The organism is Streptomyces sp. R35 (assembly GCF_041053035.1).
Lineage (GTDB): Bacteria > Actinomycetota > Actinomycetes > Streptomycetales > Streptomycetaceae > Streptomyces > Streptomyces lutosisoli.
Map to the genome: position 1 here is coordinate 78,503 of NZ_CP163440.1, position 23,408 is coordinate 101,910.

Below are 23,408 nucleotides of genomic sequence, written 5' to 3' on the forward strand. Positions count from 1 at the left end.
CATGTCCGTGCACACGCCTGCCGACTACCTCGAACTGGCGCGTGCCGAGAACGACAGCGCCGTTCTGCATCGACTCGCGCGTTGTCCGTACCCCTTTGTCTGGCAGGCGCTGGCCGCCAATCCCGCCACGGCGCTTGGCACTCTGCTGGAGCTGAGCACGGCCCAAGACAGTGCCTGGAACGACAACAGGCTCCTTCGCCTGCTGGCGGAGCATCCGAGCGCGAACCGAATAGTGCTGCGAGCCGTCCGTGACGCCGTGGCGGCGAAGCTCGCCGAGGGCGAACGGCCCTATGCCGCGGTGCTTGCGCTGGCAGGACGGACGGAACTTGCGGCGGCAGAAGTGCGACAACTCGGGGCTCTTCGTGGAGCTTCTGCGCGTCTGCGCAGTCGGCTTGAACAGCACCTCGAGCTCCGCACCTGATCCAATGCCCACCGCGGTCGGCTCCGGATGGAACGATCTTGCTGTGACTTCAGTGATCACGGCGTCGGAGCCGTCCTGGATAGGCCCCTTCACCGGGCTGAGCGCGCGCTGCTTCGGCAAGTTGGTGACCTCCGTGCGGCGCAAGACCGCTGCCGAGCTCCAGCGTGGGCGACCCTGGGGACTCCCGCTCGAGGACCGCATTCTGTTGGTCGCGACCTATTGGCGCACAAATTTGACGATGCGACAGATTGCTCCGCTGTTCGGCATCTCAAAATCTGCGGCGGACCGGATCATCAACCACCTCGGACCAGTGCTGGCCATGCAACCGCGCAAGCGGTTCCGCAAGGACACCGTGCTGATCGTGGACGGAACCCTGGTGCCCACCCGCGACCATACGGTGGCCGAGCAGTCAAAGAACTACCGCTACTCCACGGCCCACCAGGTCGTCATCGATGCCGACACCCGCCTGGTCGTCGTGGTCGGCCGGCCCCTGCCGGGCAACCGACACGACTCCCGCGGCTGGGAGGAGTCCGGCGCCAAGGGCGGCGTCGGCAACACCATGACCATTGCCGACGGCGGCTACCAAGGGACCGGACTGGTTATGCCACACCGTCGACGCAAGGGCGAGGAACTCCCGGCCTGGAAGAAGGAACACAACCGGTCCCACAAGCAGGTCAGGGCCCGCGTCGAGCACACATTCGCCCACCTGAAGGGCTGGAAGATCCTACGCGACTGCCGGCTCAAGGGCGATGGTGTCCACCACGCGATGCTCGGCATCGCCCGCCTGCACAACCTCACCCTCGCCGGATAGGCGAACAGAAGGGGCCCACAACCGGCCTTGCCTCTTCCGACTCGAAGATCGTTACGGGACAAGCCTTAGTAGGCGAAGAGCCCCGCCGTTACGGCCAAACCCAGAAGTCCGATCGGCCCCAGCATCCCTCGGTCCTGGTGTGTTCCATCCCGCTCCAACAAAAGGAACGCCCCCGTGCCCGTTGCCAGAGGAAGCAGGGTCAAGAGCTTTCCTCGAAACTCCGTGATCGCCTCATAGCTCGCGGACGCCCGATTGTAAGCGGACTCAAGGGCATCCCTCCTCGAACCGGATTTCCATGATCGCCCCATAGCTCTCACCATGACGGTGGGCTGGCCCTGTCGTCATGACACTGCGCGGTGACTGAGGGACTCATTCATCCGCGCGGAGTATTGCTCCCCGCCAGCATGCGGCCTTCCGTACGGTGCAGGCCAACAGTGCGCGGGTTGTCGACGAGTGGCTGCCCGTCAAGGACTGGTCGACCGACGCGGTCAAGGAGTGGCACGCCGACGCGCCGGTGCCGTACTGCTGGACGTACGACTCGGTGCCCGATGCGGACGACTGGGCAGGCACCTCCCGCTGCTCGTGCTCACTGTGTGTCTTCGCCTCCCGCCACGACATGCTGCTCTCCGTCAGCCGGCGTCCGCGGCCGGCCAACCTGTACGCCGAGGTCGAGCAGGTGCGGGGCGACAGCTTCCGCGCCGGCTGGCGCATCACCGACCTGATCCACCATGCCAAAACCTGCGGGGCGCCCGACCCTGGCGTCGTCTGCCCGGACAACGGCCCGGAGTTCATCGCCCTCGAGGAGCAGGTCCGCGCGGCCCTTCAGCTGGAGCCCCGCAAGGAACCCGACCTGGCCCGCACGGCACGGCGTGGACGGCGATCGCCGTGCGACGGCTGTGCCGCTCCGCTCTGAGATTTCCCGGCGCCTCTGATCTTTTTGAAAGGCATACTGCTGATGATGACGACGACCCAGCGCCTCCTCAACCTCGCAGCGGCCGCACCGGCCCGCCATGACGAGGACCTGGTGCTGCTCCTGTCCGAAGCGAGCGAGCTGTACCAGCAGGGTTTTGAAGTCCTGCGCGACACGGTGGCGGCCCGCTTCGCCGGGCTGCCCACGCCGGATCTGGTGGAGGCCGCGACCGCGGCCGGCATGCCGTGCGACGCCTACCAGGACCGTGCCGAGCTGCTCCTGCTGCTCGCCCTCGCCGAGTGGGAGATGACCCCGGCGGCCCTGGCCTACACGGAGATGGCCGAGGACGCGGCCCGCCGCGGCGTGTGCCTGATCCCGGAGGAATAACCTCTTCCTCGCGCAGCCCGGGAAAACCTGGGCAGCGCACTGGACCCCCATCCCAGACTCCTGCCATTATGTGAGTTGCGAGCCGGGCAGGCCGGCTCGCCTCCGACAGGACGGTTCTGCCATGACCTCGCGCCGCGAGCCTCGCCTGGCCGACGCTGCCGAGATCGCGGCCGAACAGGGCCTGACGCCCGCCCGGATCAGCGGCCTCTACACCGAGCGCGCCGAAAACGCGGCCGGCGTGCCGTTCCCCGAAGTCGCCGACATGCGCGGCCGCGCCCGCCTGTGGGACCACGCCAAGGTCACCGAATGGTTCGCCAACCGCCAGCCGGCACGACTGCGCAAGCACACGCCGCCCGCCCGTGACCCGCAGGACCTGCTGAACGCGGCGGAGGCCTCGAGGTTCCTGGGCTACAAGAACCCCAACCAGGTCACCACCTTCGTCCGCGACCACCCCGGGTACTTCCCCGCCCCGGACGTCGTCGAAGAACTGGGCACCGCCGAAAACCCCTACCGCCGCCAGCAGTGGCGCGTGCAGACCCTGCTGGACTGGATGGCCACACGGCCCGGCCGCGGCAAGCACGCCGGCGCGCAGCGCACCGCCCCCGCACTGCCCGACGTCCCCGTCGACGGCGACCCCGACGAACTCCTGGGAGCGACTCAGGCCGCGGCGCTGCTGAAGTTCAAGAGCGTCAACTCCTTCTCCAGCAGCCTGTCCCAGGGCAACCTGCCCCTGCTGGAGACCCCCGACGCGCTCACGGAGAACGGCGGGCGCCGGCGGTGGACGCGCCGACGAATCCTCGAGCAGGCCGCCCAACGCACCAAGTAGAAAACGGTGGTGAGCGCACAGCAGCCCACCGCCCCACAGACGCGGCATCCGGTTACGGGCCGTTGGTCCCTTGCGGACCGGGTGTCGCACGATGGCCGGCACGGCGTGGCTCGCCACCACGCCCCGCAGCAGCCCCGGCTGCTGCGGACCGGCCATCGCCCAACTTGCTCCCGGACTCCACACTCCACTGCACGAACAAGCCGTACTCGTGCGCCTGCCCGGCCGTGGTCGGGGCCATGGAGGTCGGCCACGGTGCAGACCGCGAGGCTGTTTCGAGTCCGTGACCATGGTCGGGGCTTCATGGTCGGGGTCCTGGTCGGGGCCCGCGGGTTTCCTCAAGTGCAACCGAAGGTTTCCGTCGGAGACCGCCCCGGCAGCGGAAGGAAACACCCCCATGAGCAGCGCCGCACGGAGTACTCCGGCGACGAGACCGGCCCCCAGCCCCGCCGAGCCCCTGGCCCACCAGGTGCTGGCCGGGCTCGCCCAGCACCGCATCGCCACCACCAGCCAGTTGCGCCGGATGCTGCGACCAAACGGCACACGGCAGCTGCTGTCCCGCGTTCTGAACAGACTGCGCTCCGACGGCTTCGTCGACTCCACGGTGCTGCCGGACGCGAACCGTACCCGTACCAACGCCTGGTACCTCACCCAGGACGGCGCGCGGCTGACCCGGGACCTGCCCGTCCTGCGGGGGCGGCCGCCCTACCCCATCACCTCGACCACCGCAGCATCGCTCAAGACCCCGCACACGCTCGCCGTCGTACGCACCCACCTCGCCTTCGCCGAAGACGCACGCCGGCTCGGACACGAACACGGCCCCTGGGACTGGACCCCCGAGGTATCCCACTCCATCGGCGAGGGCGAGCGGACCGTCGCCGACGCCCTCATGTACTACACCGCCATCGACAGCGAGCACCGCCGGAAACTGCGCGCGTTCATGGAAGTCGACCGCACCACCATGAGCAGCGAACGGCTCGCCGTGAAACTCATCGAGTACGCCCGCCTGTTCCACTACGAAGCCCAGCCCGTCGGCCGACGCAGACCGGCCGCCACAGGTCCCACCTGGCTGCGCTGGTATCCGGTCTTCCCCCGCGTGCTCTTCGTCCTCACCAGTGCCTCCCGAAACAGGCTGGAGAACCGGATGAGCGACCTGCAGGCGATGGTTGCCCAGCACCCACTCGTAACAGCCCTCGCCCGCGAAGTCCCCCTCGGAGCCGCCGTACTGGAAGACCTCGAGCAACACGGCCCCGCCCAGGACGTATGGCTGCCGCTGACCGGCGGCAAACCCCGCCCATGGACCGACCTGTGAGTCCCCAGCGCGAGCAATAGTTGTTGATCACCCTGCCGCCCCAGGACACCAACCCTGGGGCGGCAGCCGTTCGTCTGTACTTTCAGGACCCCTGACCTGCGAAAAACGCAGTTCGCGGCGTGTCCACCTCCCCCGCTCAGGTGTGAGGGTTCCCGTCAGAGCTTGCCCATATGCTCCACCGTGCGGTGGTTCCCCAGCTGCTTGCTGAACGTCGCACAGAAGGTAGTGGAGAGCGGCGGCCAGCCCCAGAAGTCGAAGGCAAGTGCTCCCACCGCGAAATTGGTCTCCCACTGCCACTCGGTGACCGAGACCGAGGCACCGCAGGTGGAGCAGGGGGCACTCCCCTCACCCGTCTCCTTCCAGGCGGCGATGCCGTCCTTGAACGGCTGCCACACCTCCTCGTTCGCCTCGAACTCCTCCGGGTAGTTGATGATCACGGTCCTGGTTCGGCACCGCGGACAGACGGCGTATTCCGCATCGTCCGCTCCCTGACCGCCGACGTGGCAGTCGCGCCCCACGATGACGGCCACCGGGCCCGGCAGCCAGGTCGGGTCCGATGAATCGGCAACCGCCTGCGCCCAGTTGGGACCTGGCACATAACCTTCGTCCACGGTCAGGCTGTACACCCCCTCGCTGGACAGCTCACGCGCGATCAGACCCTCGGTGACCATCCAGGCGACCATCCGCTCCGCGAGCGGCCCCGCCTCCTCGGCGCTCACCTCGACATCGACGATCCGCTCGTAGAAGTCCCCCATCGTCCCCACCTCATAGCGATCAGACTCCGACACTGTGCCACCACCCTCTGACACCAGCCCGGGCATCCGTGAAGCCAACCGAGGGAATTCGCTGGCCTGCTGAAATGCAGCCGCCGCCGAGTGAAGGTCCCGCGTGGAGGTATGGAGCTTCCCGATGAATCTTCAGTTGGCCACTGTGAGCGTCATTGTTGGCCAGGGGAGCCCCGCCGACCGAAGGCCCAGTCAGGATGGGATCATTCAACACAGCAGGTCACATCCGTACAACGGGGAGTACACGCATGCGCAGGGCAATGACCACAACGGCGCTCATCGCGGCAGCCGGGCTGATGACCGCGTGCGGCAACAGCGGCGACGACACGGCGGAGCGCGCCGACAAGGGCACGCCCACGTCGTCGCCGAAGCCGGCCTCTGACGGCCAGGACAGGACGTACGAGGTCTCCTTCGAAGTCGGCGGCAAGGGCAAGTCCAGCGTCTACTACAACCTCGACACGAACCGCTCCGAGCAAGTCACGCTGCCGTGGAAGAAGTCGAACAAACTCACCTTGAACAGCACCGAACGCAAGGTCGGGATCACCGTGTCCATCGTGCCGGGGCCGGTGATGCTGTCCAACGGCCAGTTCGCCGCTGCTCCTTGCTCAATCACCGTCGATGGGAAGAAGGTCGCCGAGGACCCGGGTGGCGCCGACGGCAAGCACATGTGCAAGTACACCCTGCGGTAACAGCACACCGGTCGGCGGCGCATGTAGTCGGTGTCAGTCAGCGCGACTCGACGTCACCTCTCGAAGAGTCACCACTGCGGTCCGCGCATTCCGTCACCCCACGAACCGCATTTCCTCGGTTCCCCCAGGTCCGGTGATGGCCAACATGGTGACTGTCTCCTCGATGGTGCCGGTGGCACGGAACGGCAGCAGTCAGCGTACGAACCGCCTGTGACAACGGGCTCGCTGTATAAGTCGGAGGAACAGGCGCAGGAGGCCCGACCCACACCGCCCGCGGTTCGAATCCGATCAGCGTCTGAACTCCCCTTTGATGCCTGGGCAGTTGAAGGGGGGTGCCCGTATCAACTTGGGTCTGTGGCCGGCTCACGGGCGTCGGGCGAGTAGTCCATCGCCCGGCCACAAACCCTGTTCGGCCACGAGGCTGGCCAGGAACGCGCCGACTTCGGCCAGCACGGCGGCCCGTACCGCAGGCCCGTAGTCGATGAACTCGTCGGCTGCGGCATCGTAGGCACGCACGTGGCCGTGGGGTCCGGTGCAGACGAGGGCCCGCGTGATCTCGGGCAAGCCGAGGCTGAGGGCATCGCAGTCCCCGGAGTGGACGAGCCGCACCAGGTCGGCGGTGACGCCCTCCCAGTCGCCGACCGTCGGCCATTCGGCGCCTCCGTTTAGTTCGTGGGTGAGGGTGGACAGCGGGATGATCTCGCCCGGCTGCCGTCCGTGGGTAAGGAGGTCGTGGATCCGGGCGCCGTCGGGCTGGCGCACCTGCGGGTGGAGCAGAGAGCCGGCGGCAACGACGGTGGTGTTGATCTCCTGGGTTCCGGGGCCGGGGTAGTACGGCTCGTGCGCGAAGAGCAGGTAGACGTCCGCCGTGCGTGCGGCCGTGCCGGGTTCGGTCTCCGCCATGAGAAGGGATCCCTTCAGGGGTGCCGTGGTGTGGGCGTTCTGAGGGGCCGGAGGTGTCGTCGGCCGGACCCCAGGGGGATACGGACCAAGGGGTCGCCCGGGGGCATGGGCCTGGTCCGCGTCGGCTGTGCCGTCCTCGGTGGCTGTGCGCTCGATGATCTGGGCGACCTGGTCGGCGAGTTGGAGCATCAGCCGTTCAGAGGCGATCAGCCGAGGTGAGGCCGAGCGGGTGTCCTGGGTCTGGAGCAGGCCGGCGGCGTCCCACAGCAGTTGCTGGCCGACATCGGCCGAGCGGCGCAGCTCGTAGCGGTCGCTGCCGGCGGCGGCCTGGAGGAGACCGGTGTGCAGGACGCCGAGGCGCTGCAGGTACCCGGTGGCGGGTGCGCCGTGTGCGACCCGGACACGCCGCCGGGCGCGCAGGTCGAGCCGGTCGGGCAGATGGTCGGCGAGCAGCGGGGCCAGCAGTGCCACGGGCAGGGCGATGCCGAGGGGTACTCCGCGGGCGATCGCGTGGAAAGCGGCGAAGCATCCGATGACGGCCACCACGACGGCGAAGTACCGCAGCGACCCGGGGATCGTGGTGTGCAGGGCCATGCGGCCAGCCGGGCGCCGGGCGAGCCAGCGGACCGCCAAGCGGTCCGCCCGTGTCGCGGAGGGCGGGAGAACACCGATCTGGTGGGGCCGTTCGGGCATGCTGCCGTCAGCGGGAACCGTCCAGGCCAGCCAGCCCCAGCGGGTGCGTTCGTGGACGAGCACGAGTTCGCAGGCAGCCGAGCAGGTCTGGTCGCGGACGTGGCCGGTGCGCAGGGCGCGGGAGGCTTCCTTCTCCCACCGCCCCGGGTCACGGGCGAAGGGGCGCTCGTGATGCGCGGCCGCGGTCGGCGGCGCGGTGCGGAGGGTGTCCGTCACGGGGTGCTTCCTTCCATCGGGTCGGTCAAGACGGAGGCGCACGCGGTGCAGCGGCCGTCGCCGTCGGGGTTAGCGCGCCGGGGTGTGGGGCCCGGGCAGGTGCGGCACAGCGGCCAGCCGAGGCAGGCCGGGCACAGGTCCTCGCCGGGAGCGGTTGCGGGCACACCGCAGCCAGCGCATTCGACAAGGGCCCGATAGGTGAGGGCCTCGCTCACGGAGCGCGCGGCCGCCGTCGCCGGTGACCGCTCCGTGGTCGCCGCCGCGAACGGATCGTCCAGCGAGGCCGCGTCGTGGCGGACGGTGGCGGGCGGCGGATACGCCTGGGCTGCGCGGAGCCGGGCGGCGACGATCGCGCCGACCGTGGTGCGCACCGGGTGAGGCAGGGGCCGGCCGGCGATGACGTGCCGCAGCTGCTCACAGCTCCAGCCCGCTTCCAGCATCACGGTCACGACGCGGCCTTGATCGGTCAGCGCCTTCCCGGTCAGCAGCAGCTCGGGGCAAGCAGCCCCGAGCTCGAGCAACAGTTGGATCCCTGGGTGCATCTCATCCGCCGCGGGCGCGGCCGGCGGAGACGTCGGCGTGTGCGGCTGGTCCGTCCGTGCCGGTGCCCGCGGCGCTTCGCTGCGGCCGCATGGACGGAGGGGGTTGGTGTTCTGCTTGTTGGTCTTCTTAACGATGGTGTTCTTAGTGCCGGGATCAGCCAACGCAGGCTCAGCCAATCCTGGAAAACCCGACTCTGGTTGCGACCTGGGGCTTTGCAGGGCGGGCAGGTCGGTGATGACGTACCGGGCCTGGCCGAGCGTGCCGTCGGGGTTCCGCTCGCGCGTGCGGTAGAGAAATCCGTGCCGTTCCAGCTGCTTGAGCCCCGTGGTGACCGCGTCAACGCCCTCGCGGCCGCGGCGCACCAGTTCGGCGACGGTGACCTGCCAGCCGTCCCGGTGCGTGCTGACGTACCCGAAGATCCCCTTCGCCTTGAAGGACAACCTGGAGTCCCGGAACAGGCCGTTGGCGATCTGCGTGAAACCATCGGCCGCCATCACACCCCGGCGGACCCCCGCCCCGAAGCCGGTGTCGTGTCCGTCTTCGATCACGAGTCCGGTCGTGGCTTCCAGCAGGGCGACGTCGAGGGTGGCGGGGCGATCGGTGATCGAGTAGACGACCTCGCCGAGCGTTCCGTCCGTGCGGCGCAGTCGTTCGCGGATGAGGTAGCCGTACCGCTCCAGCTCTTTCAGGCCTGCGCGGACCGCCTCACGTCCGTCAGGGCCCACGGAGACTAGGTGGGCGAGGGTGACCTGCCAGCCGTCCCGGTGCGTGCTGACGTACCCGAAGACCCCCTTCGCCTTGAAGGACAACCGGGAGTCCCGGAACAGGCCGTTGGCGATCTGCGTGAAACCATCGGCCGCCATCACACCCCGGCGGATCCCTGCCCCGAGGCCAGTGTCGTGTTCGTCTTCGATCACGAGGGTGGAGGTGGCTTCCAGCAGGGCGGCGTCGAGGGTGGCGGGGCGGTCGGTGATCGAGTAGACGACCTCGCCGAGCGTTCCAGTCGGGCGACGCAGCCGTTCGCGGATCAGGTAGCCGTACCGCTCCAGCTCTTTCAGGCCGGCGCGGACCGCCTCGCGTCCGTCAGGGCCCACGGAGACGAGGTGGGCGAGGGTGACCGGCCAGCCGTCCCGGTGTGTGCTGACGTACCCGAAGATCCCCTTCGCCTTGAACGACAACCGGCAGTCCCGGAACAGGCCGTTGGCAATCTGCGTGAACTGATCGACCGCCATCACACCCCGGCGGACCCCCGCCCCGAAGCGGCTCACCGCGGTGTCTCCAAGGCGGGCCGCGCACGGCGTCCAGGACAGCGCACCGGGCCCACCGGGGCGGGGCGGCCGGCGGGCACGGGCACGGAGGCGTACGTGCGTTCCATACCGTCAGCTCACCCGCCGACCCCGACCAGACCGACGGCCACCAGCCCCGACCATCGGTCACAAACCGGCAACACGGCCATCCAGCTGCCGTGGTCGGGCTCATGGTCGGGCCGACCACGTCTCCCCCGGCACGGTGCGCAGTCCACCCGGGAGCCCGATTGCGCAGCCCGACTGCGCCCCCTGATGGGCAGGGCGCAGTCAGGCTGCGCAACCGGCCGATCCTGCGCAGTCGGGTTGCGCGGTGCGGCTGCGCAGTCGGCCCGAGGATTCCTGATCTTCTGGTGCGCAGGTCCGGGTGCCGCACTGCGCAGGTGCCCGCCGCGGCCCGGGCGGCTTGCGTCTGCGCATCGGTTCGCGGGGTCCAGTGGCTGCACGGCTGGTGGTCGCGCAGCGGTCCTCGGCCGCGGCACGTGTGCCGGCGCGGATGACCTGTCGCCAGCTCGGGCAGCCCCGTGGTCGGGCCTGTGGTCGGCCCGACCAGGTGGATTCGGGGATCGTCGCACCACATGATCACTGGCGTGTGAGGCGAGCAGTGTAAGCAACGGCTCGGCTGGGAGTTCTAGACCGGGCCCCTGTTGCGTCGTGGGCAGCGGGATTGTGTTTGCCCTTCCGGCGGGCGGAAGGGCAAGCATCCCCTCAGAAGGCACCGCCTGGCCCCGCTCCTCAACCCTGCATGGCCAGGACAGAATGAAGTCTCATGAACGACGGATCGAACTGGCCGACGGACAAGCTGACCGCGCTCCGCCTCGGCAGGAGGTTGGTTGCGGAAGTCCCGGCATCGCGACCAGAGCGTCGGGCATTCGTGGACATCACTCCCAAGCAGAGCAAGCCTGATGCCCAGGCGCGGGACGAGGGATAGGTCCGCAGGGACGTTGAACGCAGCTTCCGGCTTGAGCACTGGGAGTACGACAGCCAGCGCATCGACGGCTTCGACTACGACAGCGACGCTGTCCTCATCGGATTCGCTGACGCCACGGACGAGTCAGAGCTGATCACTTCGCTGAAGGCATGGGGTGTGCGGCCCGACCTCTTCGTCCATCCCTGGGCCAGCGACGATCCCAAGTAGACGAAAGTCAGCTCAGGGGTGCCGTCAGCCCGTGCAGGCGCCCGGCGGGAGTTGCCCAGCCAAGTGTCTTGCGAGGCCGGCTGTCCAGCTCGGCAGCGACCGCGTCAACCGGGAGCCCGATTACGGGTCCCACAGGCTTCGACGTCCATTGCCACCTCTGAGCTGAGGTGTTGCCACGACCACTAGAACCAACGTGGTCGGGCCGACCACGCACCTTCAGCCGGGCACGCGGTCGCGCCGGGAGCCCGATTGCGCAGCCCCGGACGGACGTTGCGCAATCGGGCTGCGCAACCGGTCGAGGATCGTGCGCAGTCGCCGTGCGCGGTGCGACTGCGCAGTCCGCCCTGGGGCTTCCGATCTTTGTGGTGCGCAGGTCCGGGTGCCGCACTGCGCAGGTGCCCACCGCGGCCCGGGCGGCGTCCGTCTGCGCATCGGTTCACGGGCTCCAGGGGCCGCACGGCTGGTGGTCGCGCAGCAGTCCTCGACCGCGGCACGTGTGCCGGACCCGGTGACCTCTCGGATGCTCGCGCTGGCCCGTGGTCGGGCCTGTGGTCGGGCCGACCATGACCCCGACCATGGACTTCGTGTCCCCTTCGTGACCGTGGTCGGGCCTTCCTGGTCGGTGGTCGGGTCGAGGTCGGCGGGTTTCCTCAAGGTCAGCAACATCCGTTCTGACCTGGGAGTTTGACCATGTCTCCTGGCAAGCAGGCCTCACAGAGCGAGGCTGCCGCTCCGATGGCGGCCGGCGCCCGGCTGGAGGCGATGCGGCGCCGCGTACGCCTCTCGCGCCTGGCGGCCTGGACCGTCATCGCGGCCGGCCCCATCGCCCTGGCCGTCGCCGTCGCCTCCACCCCGACCACGGTCGCAGCGGCCACCCTGGCCACGCCCACCTCCGTGCGCACCGCGGCGACCGCCGCCGACCCGGCCGGCTATGCGCAGCTGTTCCTCAGCACATGGCTGCACAGCAGCACCGACAACGAGGCGAGTGCGCAGGCCCGTCTTGCACAGCCGATGGCACCAGAGGTCGACCTGCCCGTTCGCCAGCACGAAGCCCGTGCTTGAACCGACGGCTCCCGGGGTGATGGCGTGCTCGCCAGGATCGTCTTCGCTGTCGAGCAGCATCACCAGGGCGCGGTCCACGTTGCTGATGATGGCCAGCGAGCGGCCGCGGGAACTACGGAGCCAGGTCTCGAGCTGGCCGGCTGTGATCCGGTCACGCAGCATTTGCGGCGCCGCGGCGGCAGTGGCCGGCACGGCGCCGTCGTTGAGGAGCCAGGTCTCGATCATGGGGAGGACTCTCTCATGGGGCCGAATGAGAGAGCCCTGGCCTATCTGGCTGGCGGCTTGTCGATGGGGTTCTTGGGCCGCTTGTTAGGACCGTAGCTGGGCCCGTTCATGATGACTTGGTGGCTCGCGTTGATCAGCCGGTGATGGCGTCCCGCCAAGTGGTGTAGCGGGACATGACTCTTCTTGGGTGAAGTGGCTACGGGAAGGCGCCGTCAGGTGAACGCGGCTGCCGGCAGCTCTGCCTCCGTCTCCTCCCAGGGGAGGTAGATGCCAAGCTCGCCCTCCAGGAACCGCAGGAACGCGACGTCGCCCACCTCGTTACCGCTGTGAACGAAGCCAAGCGCCACTTCGGCTGGGGCGTCGTTCGTAAGGTGCGGCTGGCCGGGCTCGAAGGACGTCACTGGCTCCCCGTGGAGGGCGTAGTCGACGCGGCTGAAGCCCTTCGCGTTGCGATGCATGCAAAACGCCCGCCCCCGCTGGGACAGCGCCGCGAGGTAGGTCCCCGTATGGCAGTGGAATTCCTCCAGCGCATACGCCCAGCCCGCCACCGAGCCCGCTCGGACGATGGTGTCCGGCGGGGCGGGCAGAAAACCCCCGTTCGTCAGCCGGGCAACCGCCGCTTCGTCTTCCCAGTCCAGGAAGTCGAGGTCACTGATGTGGTCCTCCTCATCCCTGAGCAGCAGCTCGTATGCCGCGGAACGGGTCAGCGGGACAATGTGACGCTCCTCGGCGCCGACGCTGCGCAGCAGCTCGTACGGCGAGAGACCCTCGCTGAGTGTGAGCGTGAAGCTGATGTTGTAGGCATTGGCTATCCAGCGCAGCCCGCTCTCCGTACGTCTCCGGTTCATCAAGCCGCCCTCCCTGCATGGTGGTCCGCCGCGATGGCGGCCCTCGCAAGCAGAACCTAACTCTCGGCGCTCACACCCACTGGCGGTGCGCACTACGTGACGGAGCCCTATGGCGTGCGGCGCCGAGGGCCCGGAGGCGAGTAGAACAGGGCAGGGGGGAGGCGGAGTGTCCTCAGGCGATGTCGCCGCCCGCGCCGGGGATCCGGCGGCAGACGCGGCGGACGAGGGACCTGGTCTCCAGACCCTTCTCCACGGACAGCAGGTATGCAGAGGGCGAGGAGGCGCGGAGGGCCTGGCGTTCGCCGGTCGCCGTCCGGGCCAGGCCGGCTAGGGCGAAGGTGACGCCGGTGGCCGTGCTGACCAGCGGGCCGGCGTACACGCCGCCCGCCATGCCCGCCAGCGTGGCCGGGACCGCGAACTTCAGATTCGCGGCGCTGAACGCGGTATCGATGCCGAGCCCTCGCATGGCTCGCCGCAGCTCCTCCAGGGGACGTTCGAATCTGCGCCCAACCTCCATGGAGACATAGCGGTCGATGGCGGTCGGCAGAGTCACATCGGCCAGATGCTCGCGGAGATCGGCTGCAGCAGCGGTGACCTCCCTGTTGAAGGTGTCGAACTCGTCTTTGTGGCGGCGGCGCAGTTCGACGATCTTCCCTACTGGGACCGCGTCGAGCTCCTCGGGCACGACAATGCGCACCGCCAGCATTCCCACAACGTCCGCGAGATCGCCGGAAAGTGCTTCCCTCGGTTCCCTCAGCTCGCTCGTCCTGTCCAGCAGCGCATCTGCGACGCGCTCGGCGTCCCAGCCATGGGATGCCGCGTGGGCTGCTGCCTGGTCGGTGGTGGGGACGAAGTCGCCCCGGCGGGCAACCTCCTCGGACAGCGCGCACTTGTAGACCCACACGAGCGCCGGATCCATGCCCACCCAGTCGTCTACGCCCGGCTCCGAGAAACGTGTTCCCCGGGAAGGCACGGCCAAGTCGGCGGCGAACAGGGCCTCCCGCACGTCCGGGGCGACCTCACCCCAGTGAAGGTAAGCCCGTCCCGGTGGTTGCGGTTCTGCGACCGCCCATCCGTACCGTTGTCTCAGATCGTCCGCGTAAGCCGCGATGACGTCGAGGAAGACGGACGAGACTCCCAGCGCGGACGAGGAGGGCTCGACGGGAACGACGAAGTCGAGTTCTGCCGTGAGCGCGCGGGCGGTGTCCGAATCGGTCACCGGGAAGCGGTCGGGAACGATCCGGGCCAGCTGAGGCCAGTAGAGCGCGGCCGTCTTCAGCCACTGCTCGTCCCTGAAGTTGACGTACGGGTAGTAGAGCCCGATCCGCTGCAGCACGCTTCCCCCTGTCGCACCCGGCAAATGGAGCTGGCGCCCCCACAGTGGCAGCCCGCTTCTCCTCCCGCCAAGCGCCCGTGGCTCGTCCATCGGGCCCCTGGCGGTCCGGGGCGTGTCGCTGTCTCCTCATTGTCCTGCCCGCGTGAGGGTGGCGGGGGCCTGAGGTCGTGACGTGCGGTTCGCCAACTCAAGCGGTCAGGGCGAGGACGTCCCGCTGATCATGGCGAATCCGGGGTGGGTTCGACGCGGTGTCCTGGAGTTCGCCGGGGTTGGCTGCGGAACAGGATGGACGACATGACCTACGAGCACACCCCCTTGCACAGGTGGGATCCCGCGTCCCTTACCGAAGTCGCCGACCGGTTCAGCGATTTGAAGACCCCCTGGTGGGTGGCGGGCGGCTTCGCGATTGAACTCGCGGTGGGCCACCGCATCCGAGATCACGACGACGTTGATGTCCTGCTACTGCGACGCGACCAACTCGCCGTCCAACAGGCTCTGCCGGACTGGAAGTGGTGGGCCGCCGATCCACCCGGGAGCCTTCGTCCGTGGGCGTCTGACGAGGCTCTTCCTGAGAGTGTGCATGACATCTGGTGCCAGCCAGGGCCAGGCGAACCCTGGCGCATCCAGATCATGCTCGACGAATCCCATGACCAGGAGTGGGTGTCACGCCGTGATCCGCGAGTACGTCGTCCGGTCGACACACTCGGTTTGATCTCCACCGACGGTATCCCCTACCTCGCACCGGAGGTGCAACTCTTCTACAAGGCCAAGGAGCCTCGGCCCAAGGACGAAGCAGACCTCGCCGCAGCCCTGCCCAGGCTCACCGACGACCAGCGACACTGGCTCGTCCACGCCATCACCCAGGCTTACGGAGCACATCCATGGGTCAACCGGCTGCTGCGTTGATACCAACAACGCGATTGGCGACACGCCCGGAATCTCTGGTGGTGCACCTTTGCTGGCGTCGACTCAGAGTGAGCTGATCCGGCGCGCAGCCGGGCTCTCAGCACACACTGCAAGTTCGGTTAAGCCTGCGTACGCTGCTCCCTCCTGCGGCCGGACCCGGCCCAGCGCGGCCGGCTGGTGGAGATCCGCGACAACCTGCTCGACCGGATCGCCGAAGCCGAGCGAGAAGGCTGGCTCGGCGAGATCGAAGGCCTCCGCGTCAGCCTCGCCGGGGCCGAATCCAAGATCAGCCAGATCGACTCGACGGCGTCCGGCGGCCCGGTGCTGCTGGGGCTGCCGGTGCCGCGGCCCACCCCGCAGGGGTGACTTCTCACGGCGCGCTTGGGGGGAGGGTCAGACGGCCGTCTTCGGCCGACGGCGTCCGGTGCCGGTGAGGCTGAGGGCGTCGATCAGCTGCTCGCGGCTCCACCGCCCTAGCCACCCCGGTCAGCGCCCCCACCTGCTCGTACCAGCGTCTCGGGGACGCGCCGGGTGAGGCGGACGCGTTGTTCTGGGTCGGCTGCTGGCATCAGGTGGTGAAGGGCGATGGCGCCACCGGCAGGCCGTACTTCGACCGGTCATACACGTTGGCGAAATCCGTCGACGACCGGATGACGATGTCCTACGCGATACGCCATCTCGGCTTTGCCGACAAGGACGCAGGCCGGTTCCATCAGGCCCGCGAGCGTTTGACCGAATCGGTGACGCTGCGCCGGGAGATCGGCTTCAGGCCCGGGGAAGCGGCCGGCCTGGTGGCGCTGGCCTACCTCTCGGCCGAGACCGGCGACCGATCGGCGGCGCTCGACCACCTCGATGAGGCCGAGTCGGTCGCCGAGGGGTGCAGTGCCAAGGCCGTGTTGGGGTGGATCGCGCATGCCCGCACGCTCATCCACCCCTAGGCTCTATGGACAAGTGCTGGTCAAAGCCACTCATTGAGAACTTGTCCGATCCCGGGTGATGCTTGACACTCCAGTCCCAGCTGATGGTTGACAGTGGCCGTGATCGGGTTTTCTGTGCGCGTCGTCAAGTTCGTGCGCCAGTAGGCCGCGACCAGCAGTATTCGGTCCTCCAGCGGCAGTCCCCACGGCCGGCCCCGCCGTACCGCGTCCGCACCTTCGCGACGCAGTGCGGTCACCAACTTCCCGAAACTGCGCGGGTTCAGCCCGGTGAACGGGGCTATCCAGGACGACTCCGACGCCGTGATTACACCAGCCACACCAAGATCATCGCACCGTCACCGGCGAGATGACCCAGATGCGGGAGCTCAGATGCAGGGCAAGCAGGCGGCGTAGACGAGCAGAGGCCCCGCGATGGAGCAATGCTCAAGACCTGTGGATCGACCTCGGGTTGGCGTGCGAAGTGCGTACCTTCCCGAGTGATCGATTGAAGGTCACCGAGTAGGCCGACGCTGCGAACGTCGGTCGGGAAGGCACGCCCGTGCTCAGCGTAGTCAAGGCCGATGGCACCACTTCGAACGGCTCCCTGATTGACGAGATCGTCCGCGAGGGCGCGAGGCGGATGCTGGCCGCCGCCCTGGAAGCCGAAGTCAACAGCTACATAGCCGAGTTGGCCGGTGAGGTCGATGACAACGGCCGTCGCCTGGTCGTGCGCAACGGCTACCACCAGCCAAGGAAGGTCACCACGGCGGCCGGGACGGTCGAGGTCACGGCCCCGCGCGTGAACGACAAGCGCGTCGATGAGGCGACTGGGGAACGCAAGCGGTTCTCCTCGGCGATCTTGCCGCCTTGGTGCCGCAAGTCACCGAAGATCAGCGAAGTACTGCCGTTGCTCTACCTCCACGGCCTGTCCACCGGTGACTTCGTGCCCGCCCTGGAGCAGTTCCTGGGCTCCTCGGCCGGCCTCTCGCCCGCCACGGTGACCCGGCTGACCACGCAGTGGCAGGCCGACCACACTGCCTTCCAGGACCGCGACCTGTCCGTCACTGACTACGTCTACGTGTGGGCGGACGGGGTCCACCTGCGGATTCGCCTCGAAGAGGCAAAGGCCGCGGTCCTGGTGTTGATGGAGGTGCGGGCGGATGGCACAAAGGAGCTGATCGCGATGGCGGACGGTTACCGCGAGTCGTCCGAGGCGTGGGCCGGCTTGCTGCGGGACTGCGCCCGCCGGGGCATGCGGGCCCCGATCCTGGCCGTCGGCGATGGCGCGCTCGGCTTCTGGAACGCGCTGAACGAGGTCTTCCCCGACACACGCCGCCAAAGGTGCTGGGTGCACAAGACCGCAAACGTGTTGGACGCCCTGCCGAAATCGGCCCAGCCGGCGGCCAAGCGCGCGATCCAGGAGATCTACAACGCCGAGGACAAGGAGCACGCAGTCCGGGCCATCCGCGACTTCGAGCGGACCTACCAGGCGAAATACCCCAAGGTCGTCAAGCGGATCACCGATGACGAGGACGAGCTCCTGGCGTTCTTCGACTACCCCGCCGAGCACTGGATCCATCTGCGGACCACGAACCCCATCGAGTCGACCTTCGCGACGGTGCGGCTAAGGACCAAGGTCACCAAGGGCGCCGGCTCCCGAGCGGCCGCCCTGGCCATGGTCTTCAAGCTCATCGAGTCCGCACAACAACGCTGGCGGGCCGTGAACGCACCCCACCTCGTCGCCCTCGTCCGGGCCGGTGCCCGCTTCGAACGCGGCCATCTCGTCGAACGCCCCGAGACCCTCGCGGCATAGGGTCTGGTGCACTATGACCGACTACGACACCTACGGCACAAGCAGCCACACCGCCAGCGAGCTGGTCCACCTCGTCGGCGGCCGCCTCGGGCTGGTCTTCACCGAGCGCGACAGCTACTTCCGGGGGATCTACCACCGCGCTGACAGTCCCGACGGCCGAGTCGAGATCCAGCCCAACCCGATTCCCGGCGACGATGGTGAAGACGACCTCTATGCCGACGAACACCCAACCGTTCAGGTGCTGTTGCTGACGACCACCTCAGCCCCCAGCCCCGCACTGCGAGCTCGGCTGGAGTCCGTCAAAGGGCTCGTCCACCTGAATCACGAGTCATGGTGAACGGCTACTGATCCACAGCTTTTGACAATTGCTCCCCGCGATGAGTACCGAGCCTCCTCACCTCGTCCGCCTCAAGCTCCGTCCGGGCTGCGAGAGCAAGCACGGCGGCGTAGGGCCGTTCACCCTCATCAAGCTTCGCTGCCACGGCATCGAGGACAGCTCGAAGAACGATGTGGTCCGCGCCAGGATGTTCTGCCAGCAGGCGCAGCAGTTTGTTGTCATTCCAGACGCTGTCGCGGGCCTTGCTCAGTTCCAGGAGAGCTACGTGTGGGGTGTGGGGATTGGTGGCCAGGGCCTGCCAGACGAAGGGGTACGGACATTGCGCGAGACGTTGCAGGACAGGGCCGTCTGTCTCGGCATGCGCCAGTGCGAGGTAGTCGGCAGGCGTGGGCACGAGGATGGCCTCTCGGTTGCGTCCATGGAGATGGTGTACGGGTTCGACCTGATCCGGGGGTTTGCTCCGGCATCGGGATGGTGCCCGCATAGATGAACGGCCACCGGCTGATCTTCGAAGTGTCGAAGCCTCGAAGGAGATCAGCACGATGACCGCACCGGACAGTCTGCCCCTGCACGCCCTCGCCGAAGACAACCTCGCTTCGGCGAGTCCCGATCTGTTGCGCGCGATGGTCAAGACGTTCGCCGACGCACTCATGTCCGCGGAGGCCGACGCCCTCTGCAATGCCGAATACGGGCAGGTCAGCGACGAACGAGTCAACCACCGCAACGGATATCGCCCGCGCGAGTGGGACACGAGGGCAGGCACCGTCGAACTGGCCATCCCCAAGCTCAGGTCCGGGAGTTACTTCCCGCACTGGCTGCTGGAGAGGCGCCGCCGGGCCGAGCAGGCCCTCATCTCGGTGGTCGCCACCGCCTACCTGCTCGGCGTCTCCACCCGCAGAGTCGAGAAGCTCGCCGAGTCTCTCGGCGTCACCCAACTGTCGAAGTCCCAGGTCTCTGCGATGGCCAAGCACCTGGACGAACAGGTCGCCGCATTCCGCAACCGGCCCCTGGACCAGGGCCCGTACACGTTCGTCTGGGTCGACGCACTGACCCAGAAGGTCCGCGAAGGCGGCCGCATCATCAACGTCCATGCGCTGATTGCGGTCGGCGTGAATGCCGATGGACACAGGGAGATTCTCGGCATCGACGTCGCCACCGCCGAGGACGGCGCCGGCTGGCTCGCTTTCCTGCGCTCGCTGATCGCCCGCGGCCTGTCCGGCGTCCAACTCGTCATCTCCGACGCCCACACCGGCCTCGTTGCAGCGATCGGCGCGGTCCTGCCCGGCGCTTCGTGGCAGCGCTGCCGCACGCACTACGCCCGCAACCTGCTCAGCCAGGTCCCCAAGTCCGCCCAGCCGTGGGTGGCCACGCTGCTGCGGACTGTCTTCGAACAACCCGACACCGACGCCGTCCAGGCCCAGATGCGGCACGTGCTGGACGCCCTGGAGGCCAAGTTTCCCAAGGCCGCAGCCCACTTGGACACCGCACAGCACGAGCTGCTGGCGTTCACCGCGTTTCCGCGCGAGAGCTGGCGGCAGATCTGGTCGAACAATCCGCAAGAACGCCTGAACAAGGAGATCAGGCGTCGCACCGACGTGGTCGGCATCTTCCCCGACCGTGCTGCCCTGATCCGCCTGGTCGGCGCGGTGCTGGCCGAGCAGAACGACGAATGGACCGAGGCCCGCCGCTACATGGGACTCGATCTGCTGGCCAAGGCCCGCCTCCGCCCGATCGAGTCAGAAACCGACGAGACCGCCCCGCCCACCGAACTCACCGCATAGCCTCAAAACGAGATCACCGAGTGGCCGTTAATACACCACTCCCGCGGACGTGACCGGCCTCTCATGAGCGTCGAAGCCGTCATCTTGCCACCACGCCTTGACTACCCGCGGACACACGGGACCCGCACGCCCCATCTCAACCGCCTCGACCATCGCTTGCGGGACAAGTCTTAGGCCCACCGTCAAGCATCACGTGGGACCAGAACGTCAGGCATCAGCTGGGATCCGACAGTGCCGCTGCACTGCTTCTCTCAGCGGGACGGCGACACGTAGCAAATGGCGTTGATTTGCTGCCCATCCCCGTAGGCGTGTGTGTTCTCGCCGAGACTCTGCCACCCCAATCGCTCGTAGAGTCGAATGGCGGCAGCGTCCTTGGCCATGACATCGAGAAGTGAAGGGCTGGTTCTCTGACCTGCGTCCATGTAATCGATCAGCGCTGCGACCTGCGACTTAGAGGTTGTCTCACGTGGTGAGTTTCGCGAGTTTCTTGTAGCAGGTGAGAGCTGCGGCGAAGCCCAGGAAGGCGAGGAAGTGGCTGCCCTTGCGTTCATAGCGAACGGTGAGACGGCGGTAGCCGAACAGCCAGGCAATCGACCTCTCGATCTTCCAGCGGTGTCGGCCGAGCCGCTCGCCGGACTCGATGCCCGGGCGCGCGATGCGCGGGATGAGTCCTCGTGAGCGGAGCCAGGCGAGGTGTTCGGCGGAGTAGTACGCCTTATCGGCGCGGACCTTGACCGGTCGCCGTCGTCGTGGCCCGCGCCGGGAGCGTATGGCGGGGAGGCCCAGGAGCAGCGGCTTGAACGCCTGGCTGTCATGCACGTTCGCACCAGACACTGCGACGGCCAGCGGGATGCCCTGCGCTTCGGACAGCACATGCAGCTTGCTGCCCTTCTTGCCGCGATCGACCGGGTTCGGCCCGGTCAGCGAGCCCCCCTTTTCGCGCGGACGGACGCGGCGTCGATGATCGCTGAGGTCCAGTCCAGCGCACCTCTGGCACCGAGTTCGTCCAGGACCGCCCGGTGCAGCCGACGCCACAGACCGGCCCTGGTCCACGCCGCGAACCGGCGATGCGCGGTGGCAGGCGAAGTGCCGAACGTCGGCGGCAGATACCGCCAGGCGCAACCGCTGGTCAGCACGTACACCACCGCCGTGAACACCTTCCGATCCGCCACCGGTACCGTCCCGCCACCCTACAGTCTGGGCCGGAACGGTGGCATCAGTGGCGCGGCAATCTTCCACAGCCCATCGGGGACCAGGTCCCGCGCAAGATCCACAGCCATAGCGGACGATCATGCCCCACGTGGGGCATGTGGCCCGTCATCGGGGCAGTGTGGGAATAGCAGTTGGCCATCGAGCCCCACGACTTCTAACCTGCACAAATGACCGAAGATGGCCCCGCGGTACGCGTGGGGGACACTGGACCGCGACCGGTCCACCTGCTCTTCTCCGAGCTGGCAAGACCGTTCGGGGACGACCCCACACTCGACTTCATCGTGAAAGCTCGCGGGCAATGGGTCAGTATCGAGACCCTGGTTCGGACGTGGGACGGCGACGGCCTCGACACCTTCCTCTCCTCGCTGGCCGAGGATTTCCGCGGCTGGGAAGGCCCGCGCGCCTGGCGCTCTCTGGAACGCGACCTGACGATCTCGGCGGAACACCACTCGGGCGGCTACGTACAACTGACGTGGGGCATCCACGATCGGCCTCCGTCCGAGGAGTGGCACTTCGAGACCACCACCGTGCACGCGGCCGGCGAGGAGATGCGAAACCTCGCCGCCGAGCTCCACACGTTTCTCACGAGCACGGTCGAGTAGCTGGGGCAACACCACGTGAGACAACCTCTTAGCTGTCGATGCTTGTCAGCGTTGGTCGTCGTTGAGCGCCCCCGCACGGCCCAGAGACGGCTCGAGCGGGGGTGTCGCGGTGTGCCCCTCAATGCGAACTACGGGCACGAAGGTCGCTGAGGTCTGCCCGGCTGGCGAGTCGGTCGTCTGAGGGCCGACACGGTCGGCTGCGGGTGTGGTGGTTGCTGTACTTCGCTGCTGTACAGCACCAGTTTGGAAGCCTGGATCACCACGTTAGGAGTTCGTTCATAGCTCCGGACGCGCTGCCACGTTGCTACGACAGGAGCCCAAAGCGGTCCCTCGGCAACCGGCAAGGTCCGCGTGCGTTCGACTCCGTTGCCGTCATCCGTTGCCGTCAGGAGCCGTGTCATCGAAGCCCGTCGTCGCGACTGCTCGCCAGAGGCACCAGAACCACGGAGGCCCCGACCGCAATGATTCAACCCCGACCGGGGCACTCGTCGCACCCCCGCCCGTCCCGCGCTCTTCCGCACCGGCTGTCCTGGACGAAATGATTACCACCATGAGCGGACCACACCGTGACGACCAACTTCCCCGACTGTATGAGGAGCACATGCGGGCACCGTTCCCTGCAGGCTTCCGCGGTGTGAACATTGAAGGCGTGGAACTGATCCTGCTCGATGCGGATGTCGCCGGCGTCGTTCAAGGGGAGCTCAAGGGCGGGCTCAGTGGTGAGGACGTCGCGATCCTCTGGGCGTGCATCACGGGCCTCGACAAGATCCTGCCCCTGATCGGCGACGAGTACTGCAGGTCCTACTATGCGAGGCTGCGGATGATGGCCGGACTCACAGCAGCGAGATACATGCCCAGCGCGATCTGACGAGCGGTTTCCGGCTTGCTCATCGCGACCGGCAAGCGGTCTTGAAAACCGTCGTGGCGCGAGTCACCGTGGGTTCAAATCCCACACCCACCGCGCTGGTGAACGGCCCCTGACCAGGTAGATCGGTCAGGGGCCGTTCTCATGCCCGCTGTCCGCCAGCGACTGTGACTCCCCGCTGTATCCCGACCGAACGGGCACGGGAGGGGCACGGACTACTCATTCATCATCCGGATCTTCGAGGCCGAGGTGGTCCGGCGTTTCGAGGAGTGCCGTCTGTCTCTGGGCATCGGGCTCCCGGTCGGCCACCTCTCGGATCACCTGGGCAAGTCTGTGCCGGTCATCGGCGGAGAGCTGGCTGAGCTTGTGTGCGACGTCTTCGAACCACGGCACGCAGACGTCCGGGTCAACGTCATCGTCATCAGTCATGTCGATGGAGACCATGAGGTTCGCCAGAGCATCGGCGAGCGTGATCAGCAATGGGTCCGTCATGGTGTCCTCCAGCCGGTCGAGAGAGCTGCGCCGGACACTACGTGAGGTCGGCGGAACGGCCTTGGGCTGGAGCTGCC

General features: G+C 67.7%; 22 protein-coding genes, 1 tRNA gene and 3 pseudogenes. 17 read left to right on the plus strand and 9 right to left on the minus strand.

Going from position 1 to position 23,408, the window contains the following annotated elements:
• Position 1: 1 nt before the first annotated feature.
• From AB5J50_RS00350 to AB5J50_RS00375, 6 genes are all read left to right on the plus strand, one after another.
• Positions 2-421 (plus strand): hypothetical protein, encoded by a 420-nt coding sequence (locus AB5J50_RS00350; protein ID WP_369253779.1) that lies wholly within the window; start codon positions 2-4, stop codon positions 419-421.
• A 43-nt stretch (positions 422-464) separates the two neighbouring features.
• The gene (locus AB5J50_RS00355; protein WP_369253781.1) at positions 465-1,232 is read left to right on the plus strand and encodes a transposase; all 768 of its coding nucleotides are present in this window, start codon (positions 465-467) and stop codon (positions 1,230-1,232) included.
• Positions 1,233-1,653: 421 nt separating this feature from the next.
• Positions 1,654-2,145 (plus strand): hypothetical protein, encoded by a 492-nt coding sequence (locus AB5J50_RS00360; protein WP_369253783.1) that lies wholly within the window; start codon positions 1,654-1,656, stop codon positions 2,143-2,145.
• Between the two features lie 45 nt (positions 2,146-2,190).
• A complete protein-coding gene (locus tag AB5J50_RS00365; RefSeq protein WP_369253785.1) occupies positions 2,191-2,529 on the plus strand; it encodes a hypothetical protein in 339 nt (112 codons plus the stop codon).
• Positions 2,530-2,650: 121 nt separating this feature from the next.
• Positions 2,651-3,355, plus strand: a complete 705-nt coding sequence (locus tag AB5J50_RS00370; RefSeq protein WP_369253787.1) for a hypothetical protein — start codon at positions 2,651-2,653, stop codon at positions 3,353-3,355.
• A 394-nt stretch (positions 3,356-3,749) separates the two neighbouring features.
• Positions 3,750-4,664, plus strand: a complete 915-nt coding sequence (locus tag AB5J50_RS00375; RefSeq protein WP_369253789.1) for a replication-relaxation family protein — start codon at positions 3,750-3,752, stop codon at positions 4,662-4,664.
• 155 nt (positions 4,665-4,819) lie between these two features.
• Here the strand turns inward: AB5J50_RS00375 and AB5J50_RS00380 are convergent, their stop codons facing one another.
• Positions 4,820-5,419, minus strand: coding sequence for a hypothetical protein (locus tag AB5J50_RS00380; protein ID WP_369253791.1), 600 nt, complete (start codon positions 5,417-5,419; stop codon positions 4,820-4,822).
• 278 nt (positions 5,420-5,697) lie between these two features.
• Here AB5J50_RS00380 and AB5J50_RS00385 point away from each other — a divergent pair, with 278 nt between their 5' ends.
• Positions 5,698-6,138, plus strand: a complete 441-nt coding sequence (locus tag AB5J50_RS00385; protein WP_369253793.1) for a hypothetical protein — start codon at positions 5,698-5,700, stop codon at positions 6,136-6,138.
• A gap of 363 nt (positions 6,139-6,501) precedes the next feature.
• On the opposite strand, the gene AB5J50_RS00390 is transcribed toward AB5J50_RS00385, so the two are convergent.
• Both AB5J50_RS00390 and AB5J50_RS00395 read right to left on the minus strand, forming a co-directional pair.
• Positions 6,502-7,950 (minus strand): hypothetical protein, encoded by a 1,449-nt coding sequence (locus tag AB5J50_RS00390; RefSeq protein ID WP_369253795.1) that lies wholly within the window; start codon positions 7,948-7,950, stop codon positions 6,502-6,504.
• Positions 7,947-9,761 carry a hypothetical protein gene (locus AB5J50_RS00395; protein ID WP_369253797.1) on the minus strand — a complete coding sequence of 605 codons (1,815 nt, stop codon included), beginning with the start codon at positions 9,759-9,761 and terminating at the stop codon, positions 7,947-7,949. The genes AB5J50_RS00390 and AB5J50_RS00395 overlap by 4 nt, the downstream gene beginning before the upstream one ends.
• Before the next feature lie 1,864 nt (positions 9,762-11,625).
• Here AB5J50_RS00395 and AB5J50_RS00400 point away from each other — a divergent pair.
• Positions 11,626-11,997 (plus strand): hypothetical protein, encoded by a 372-nt coding sequence (locus tag AB5J50_RS00400; protein ID WP_369253799.1) that lies wholly within the window; start codon positions 11,626-11,628, stop codon positions 11,995-11,997.
• 437 nt (positions 11,998-12,434) lie between these two features.
• Here the strand turns inward: AB5J50_RS00400 and AB5J50_RS00405 are convergent, their stop codons facing one another.
• The gene (locus tag AB5J50_RS00405; protein ID WP_369253801.1) at positions 12,435-13,070 is read right to left on the minus strand and encodes a DUF6461 domain-containing protein; all 636 of its coding nucleotides are present in this window, start codon (positions 13,068-13,070) and stop codon (positions 12,435-12,437) included.
• Positions 13,071-13,242: 172 nt separating this feature from the next.
• Positions 13,243-14,406 carry a DUF6236 family protein gene (locus AB5J50_RS00410; RefSeq protein WP_369253803.1) on the minus strand — a complete coding sequence of 388 codons (1,164 nt, stop codon included), beginning with the start codon at positions 14,404-14,406 and terminating at the stop codon, positions 13,243-13,245.
• Positions 14,407-14,700: 294 nt separating this feature from the next.
• Between AB5J50_RS00410 and AB5J50_RS00415 the strand changes: the two genes are divergently transcribed.
• The 3 genes from AB5J50_RS00415 (at position 14,701) to AB5J50_RS00425 (ending at position 16,250) form a co-directional block, all read left to right on the plus strand.
• Entirely contained in the window at positions 14,701-15,312 is a 612-nt protein-coding gene (locus tag AB5J50_RS00415; protein ID WP_369253805.1) for an amino acid transporter, read from the plus strand.
• A 177-nt stretch (positions 15,313-15,489) separates the two neighbouring features.
• Positions 15,490-15,678: a hypothetical protein gene (locus AB5J50_RS00420; protein WP_369253807.1), complete on the plus strand. Its 189-nt coding sequence runs from the start codon at positions 15,490-15,492 to the stop codon at positions 15,676-15,678.
• Between the two features lie 179 nt (positions 15,679-15,857).
• The gene (locus AB5J50_RS00425) at positions 15,858-16,250 is read left to right on the plus strand and encodes a tetratricopeptide repeat protein (protein ID WP_369253809.1); all 393 of its coding nucleotides are present in this window, start codon (positions 15,858-15,860) and stop codon (positions 16,248-16,250) included.
• 116 nt (positions 16,251-16,366) lie between these two features.
• On the opposite strand, the pseudogene AB5J50_RS00430 reads toward AB5J50_RS00425, so the two are convergent.
• Positions 16,367-16,567 (minus strand): annotated as a pseudogene (locus AB5J50_RS00430) (IS5/IS1182 family transposase); the annotation flags it as partial.
• Positions 16,568-16,788: 221 nt separating this feature from the next.
• On the opposite strand from AB5J50_RS00430, the pseudogene AB5J50_RS00435 reads away from it, so the two are divergent.
• Together AB5J50_RS00435 and AB5J50_RS00440 are read left to right on the plus strand one after the other, a co-directional pair.
• Positions 16,789-18,059 (plus strand): annotated as a pseudogene (locus AB5J50_RS00435) (IS256 family transposase).
• On the plus strand, positions 18,056-18,379 hold the full coding sequence (locus AB5J50_RS00440; RefSeq protein ID WP_369253811.1) for a hypothetical protein: 324 nt from the start codon (positions 18,056-18,058) through the stop codon (positions 18,377-18,379). The pseudogene AB5J50_RS00435 and the gene AB5J50_RS00440 overlap by 4 nt, the downstream one beginning before the upstream one ends.
• Before the next feature lie 4 nt (positions 18,380-18,383).
• Here AB5J50_RS00440 and AB5J50_RS00445 read toward each other — a convergent pair whose 3' ends face one another.
• Positions 18,384-18,773 (minus strand): hypothetical protein, encoded by a 390-nt coding sequence (locus AB5J50_RS00445; RefSeq protein ID WP_369253812.1) that lies wholly within the window; start codon positions 18,771-18,773, stop codon positions 18,384-18,386.
• A gap of 148 nt (positions 18,774-18,921) precedes the next feature.
• Here AB5J50_RS00445 and AB5J50_RS00450 point away from each other — a divergent pair, with 148 nt between their 5' ends.
• Positions 18,922-20,160, plus strand: coding sequence for an IS256 family transposase (locus AB5J50_RS00450; protein WP_369253814.1), 1,239 nt, complete (start codon positions 18,922-18,924; stop codon positions 20,158-20,160).
• A 462-nt stretch (positions 20,161-20,622) separates the two neighbouring features.
• Here the strand turns inward: AB5J50_RS00450 and AB5J50_RS00455 are convergent.
• A pseudogene (locus AB5J50_RS00455) lies at positions 20,623-21,440 on the minus strand (IS5 family transposase).
• A 99-nt stretch (positions 21,441-21,539) separates the two neighbouring features.
• Between AB5J50_RS00455 and AB5J50_RS00460 the strand changes: the two are divergent.
• The 3 genes from AB5J50_RS00460 to AB5J50_RS00470 all read left to right on the plus strand — a co-directional run bounded on the left by AB5J50_RS00460 (position 21,540) and on the right by AB5J50_RS00470 (position 22,937).
• Positions 21,540-21,974 (plus strand): DUF6228 family protein, encoded by a 435-nt coding sequence (locus AB5J50_RS00460; protein ID WP_369253816.1) that lies wholly within the window; start codon positions 21,540-21,542, stop codon positions 21,972-21,974.
• A 538-nt stretch (positions 21,975-22,512) separates the two neighbouring features.
• A complete protein-coding gene (locus AB5J50_RS00465) occupies positions 22,513-22,842 on the plus strand; it encodes a hypothetical protein (RefSeq protein WP_369253818.1) in 330 nt (109 codons plus the stop codon).
• Between the two features lie 3 nt (positions 22,843-22,845).
• Positions 22,846-22,937 (plus strand) — tRNA-OTHER (locus tag AB5J50_RS00470).
• Between the two features lie 121 nt (positions 22,938-23,058).
• Here the strand turns inward: AB5J50_RS00470 and AB5J50_RS00475 are convergent.
• A complete protein-coding gene (locus tag AB5J50_RS00475; protein ID WP_369253820.1) occupies positions 23,059-23,331 on the minus strand; it encodes a hypothetical protein in 273 nt (90 codons plus the stop codon).
• Positions 23,332-23,408: the final 77 nt, after the last annotated feature.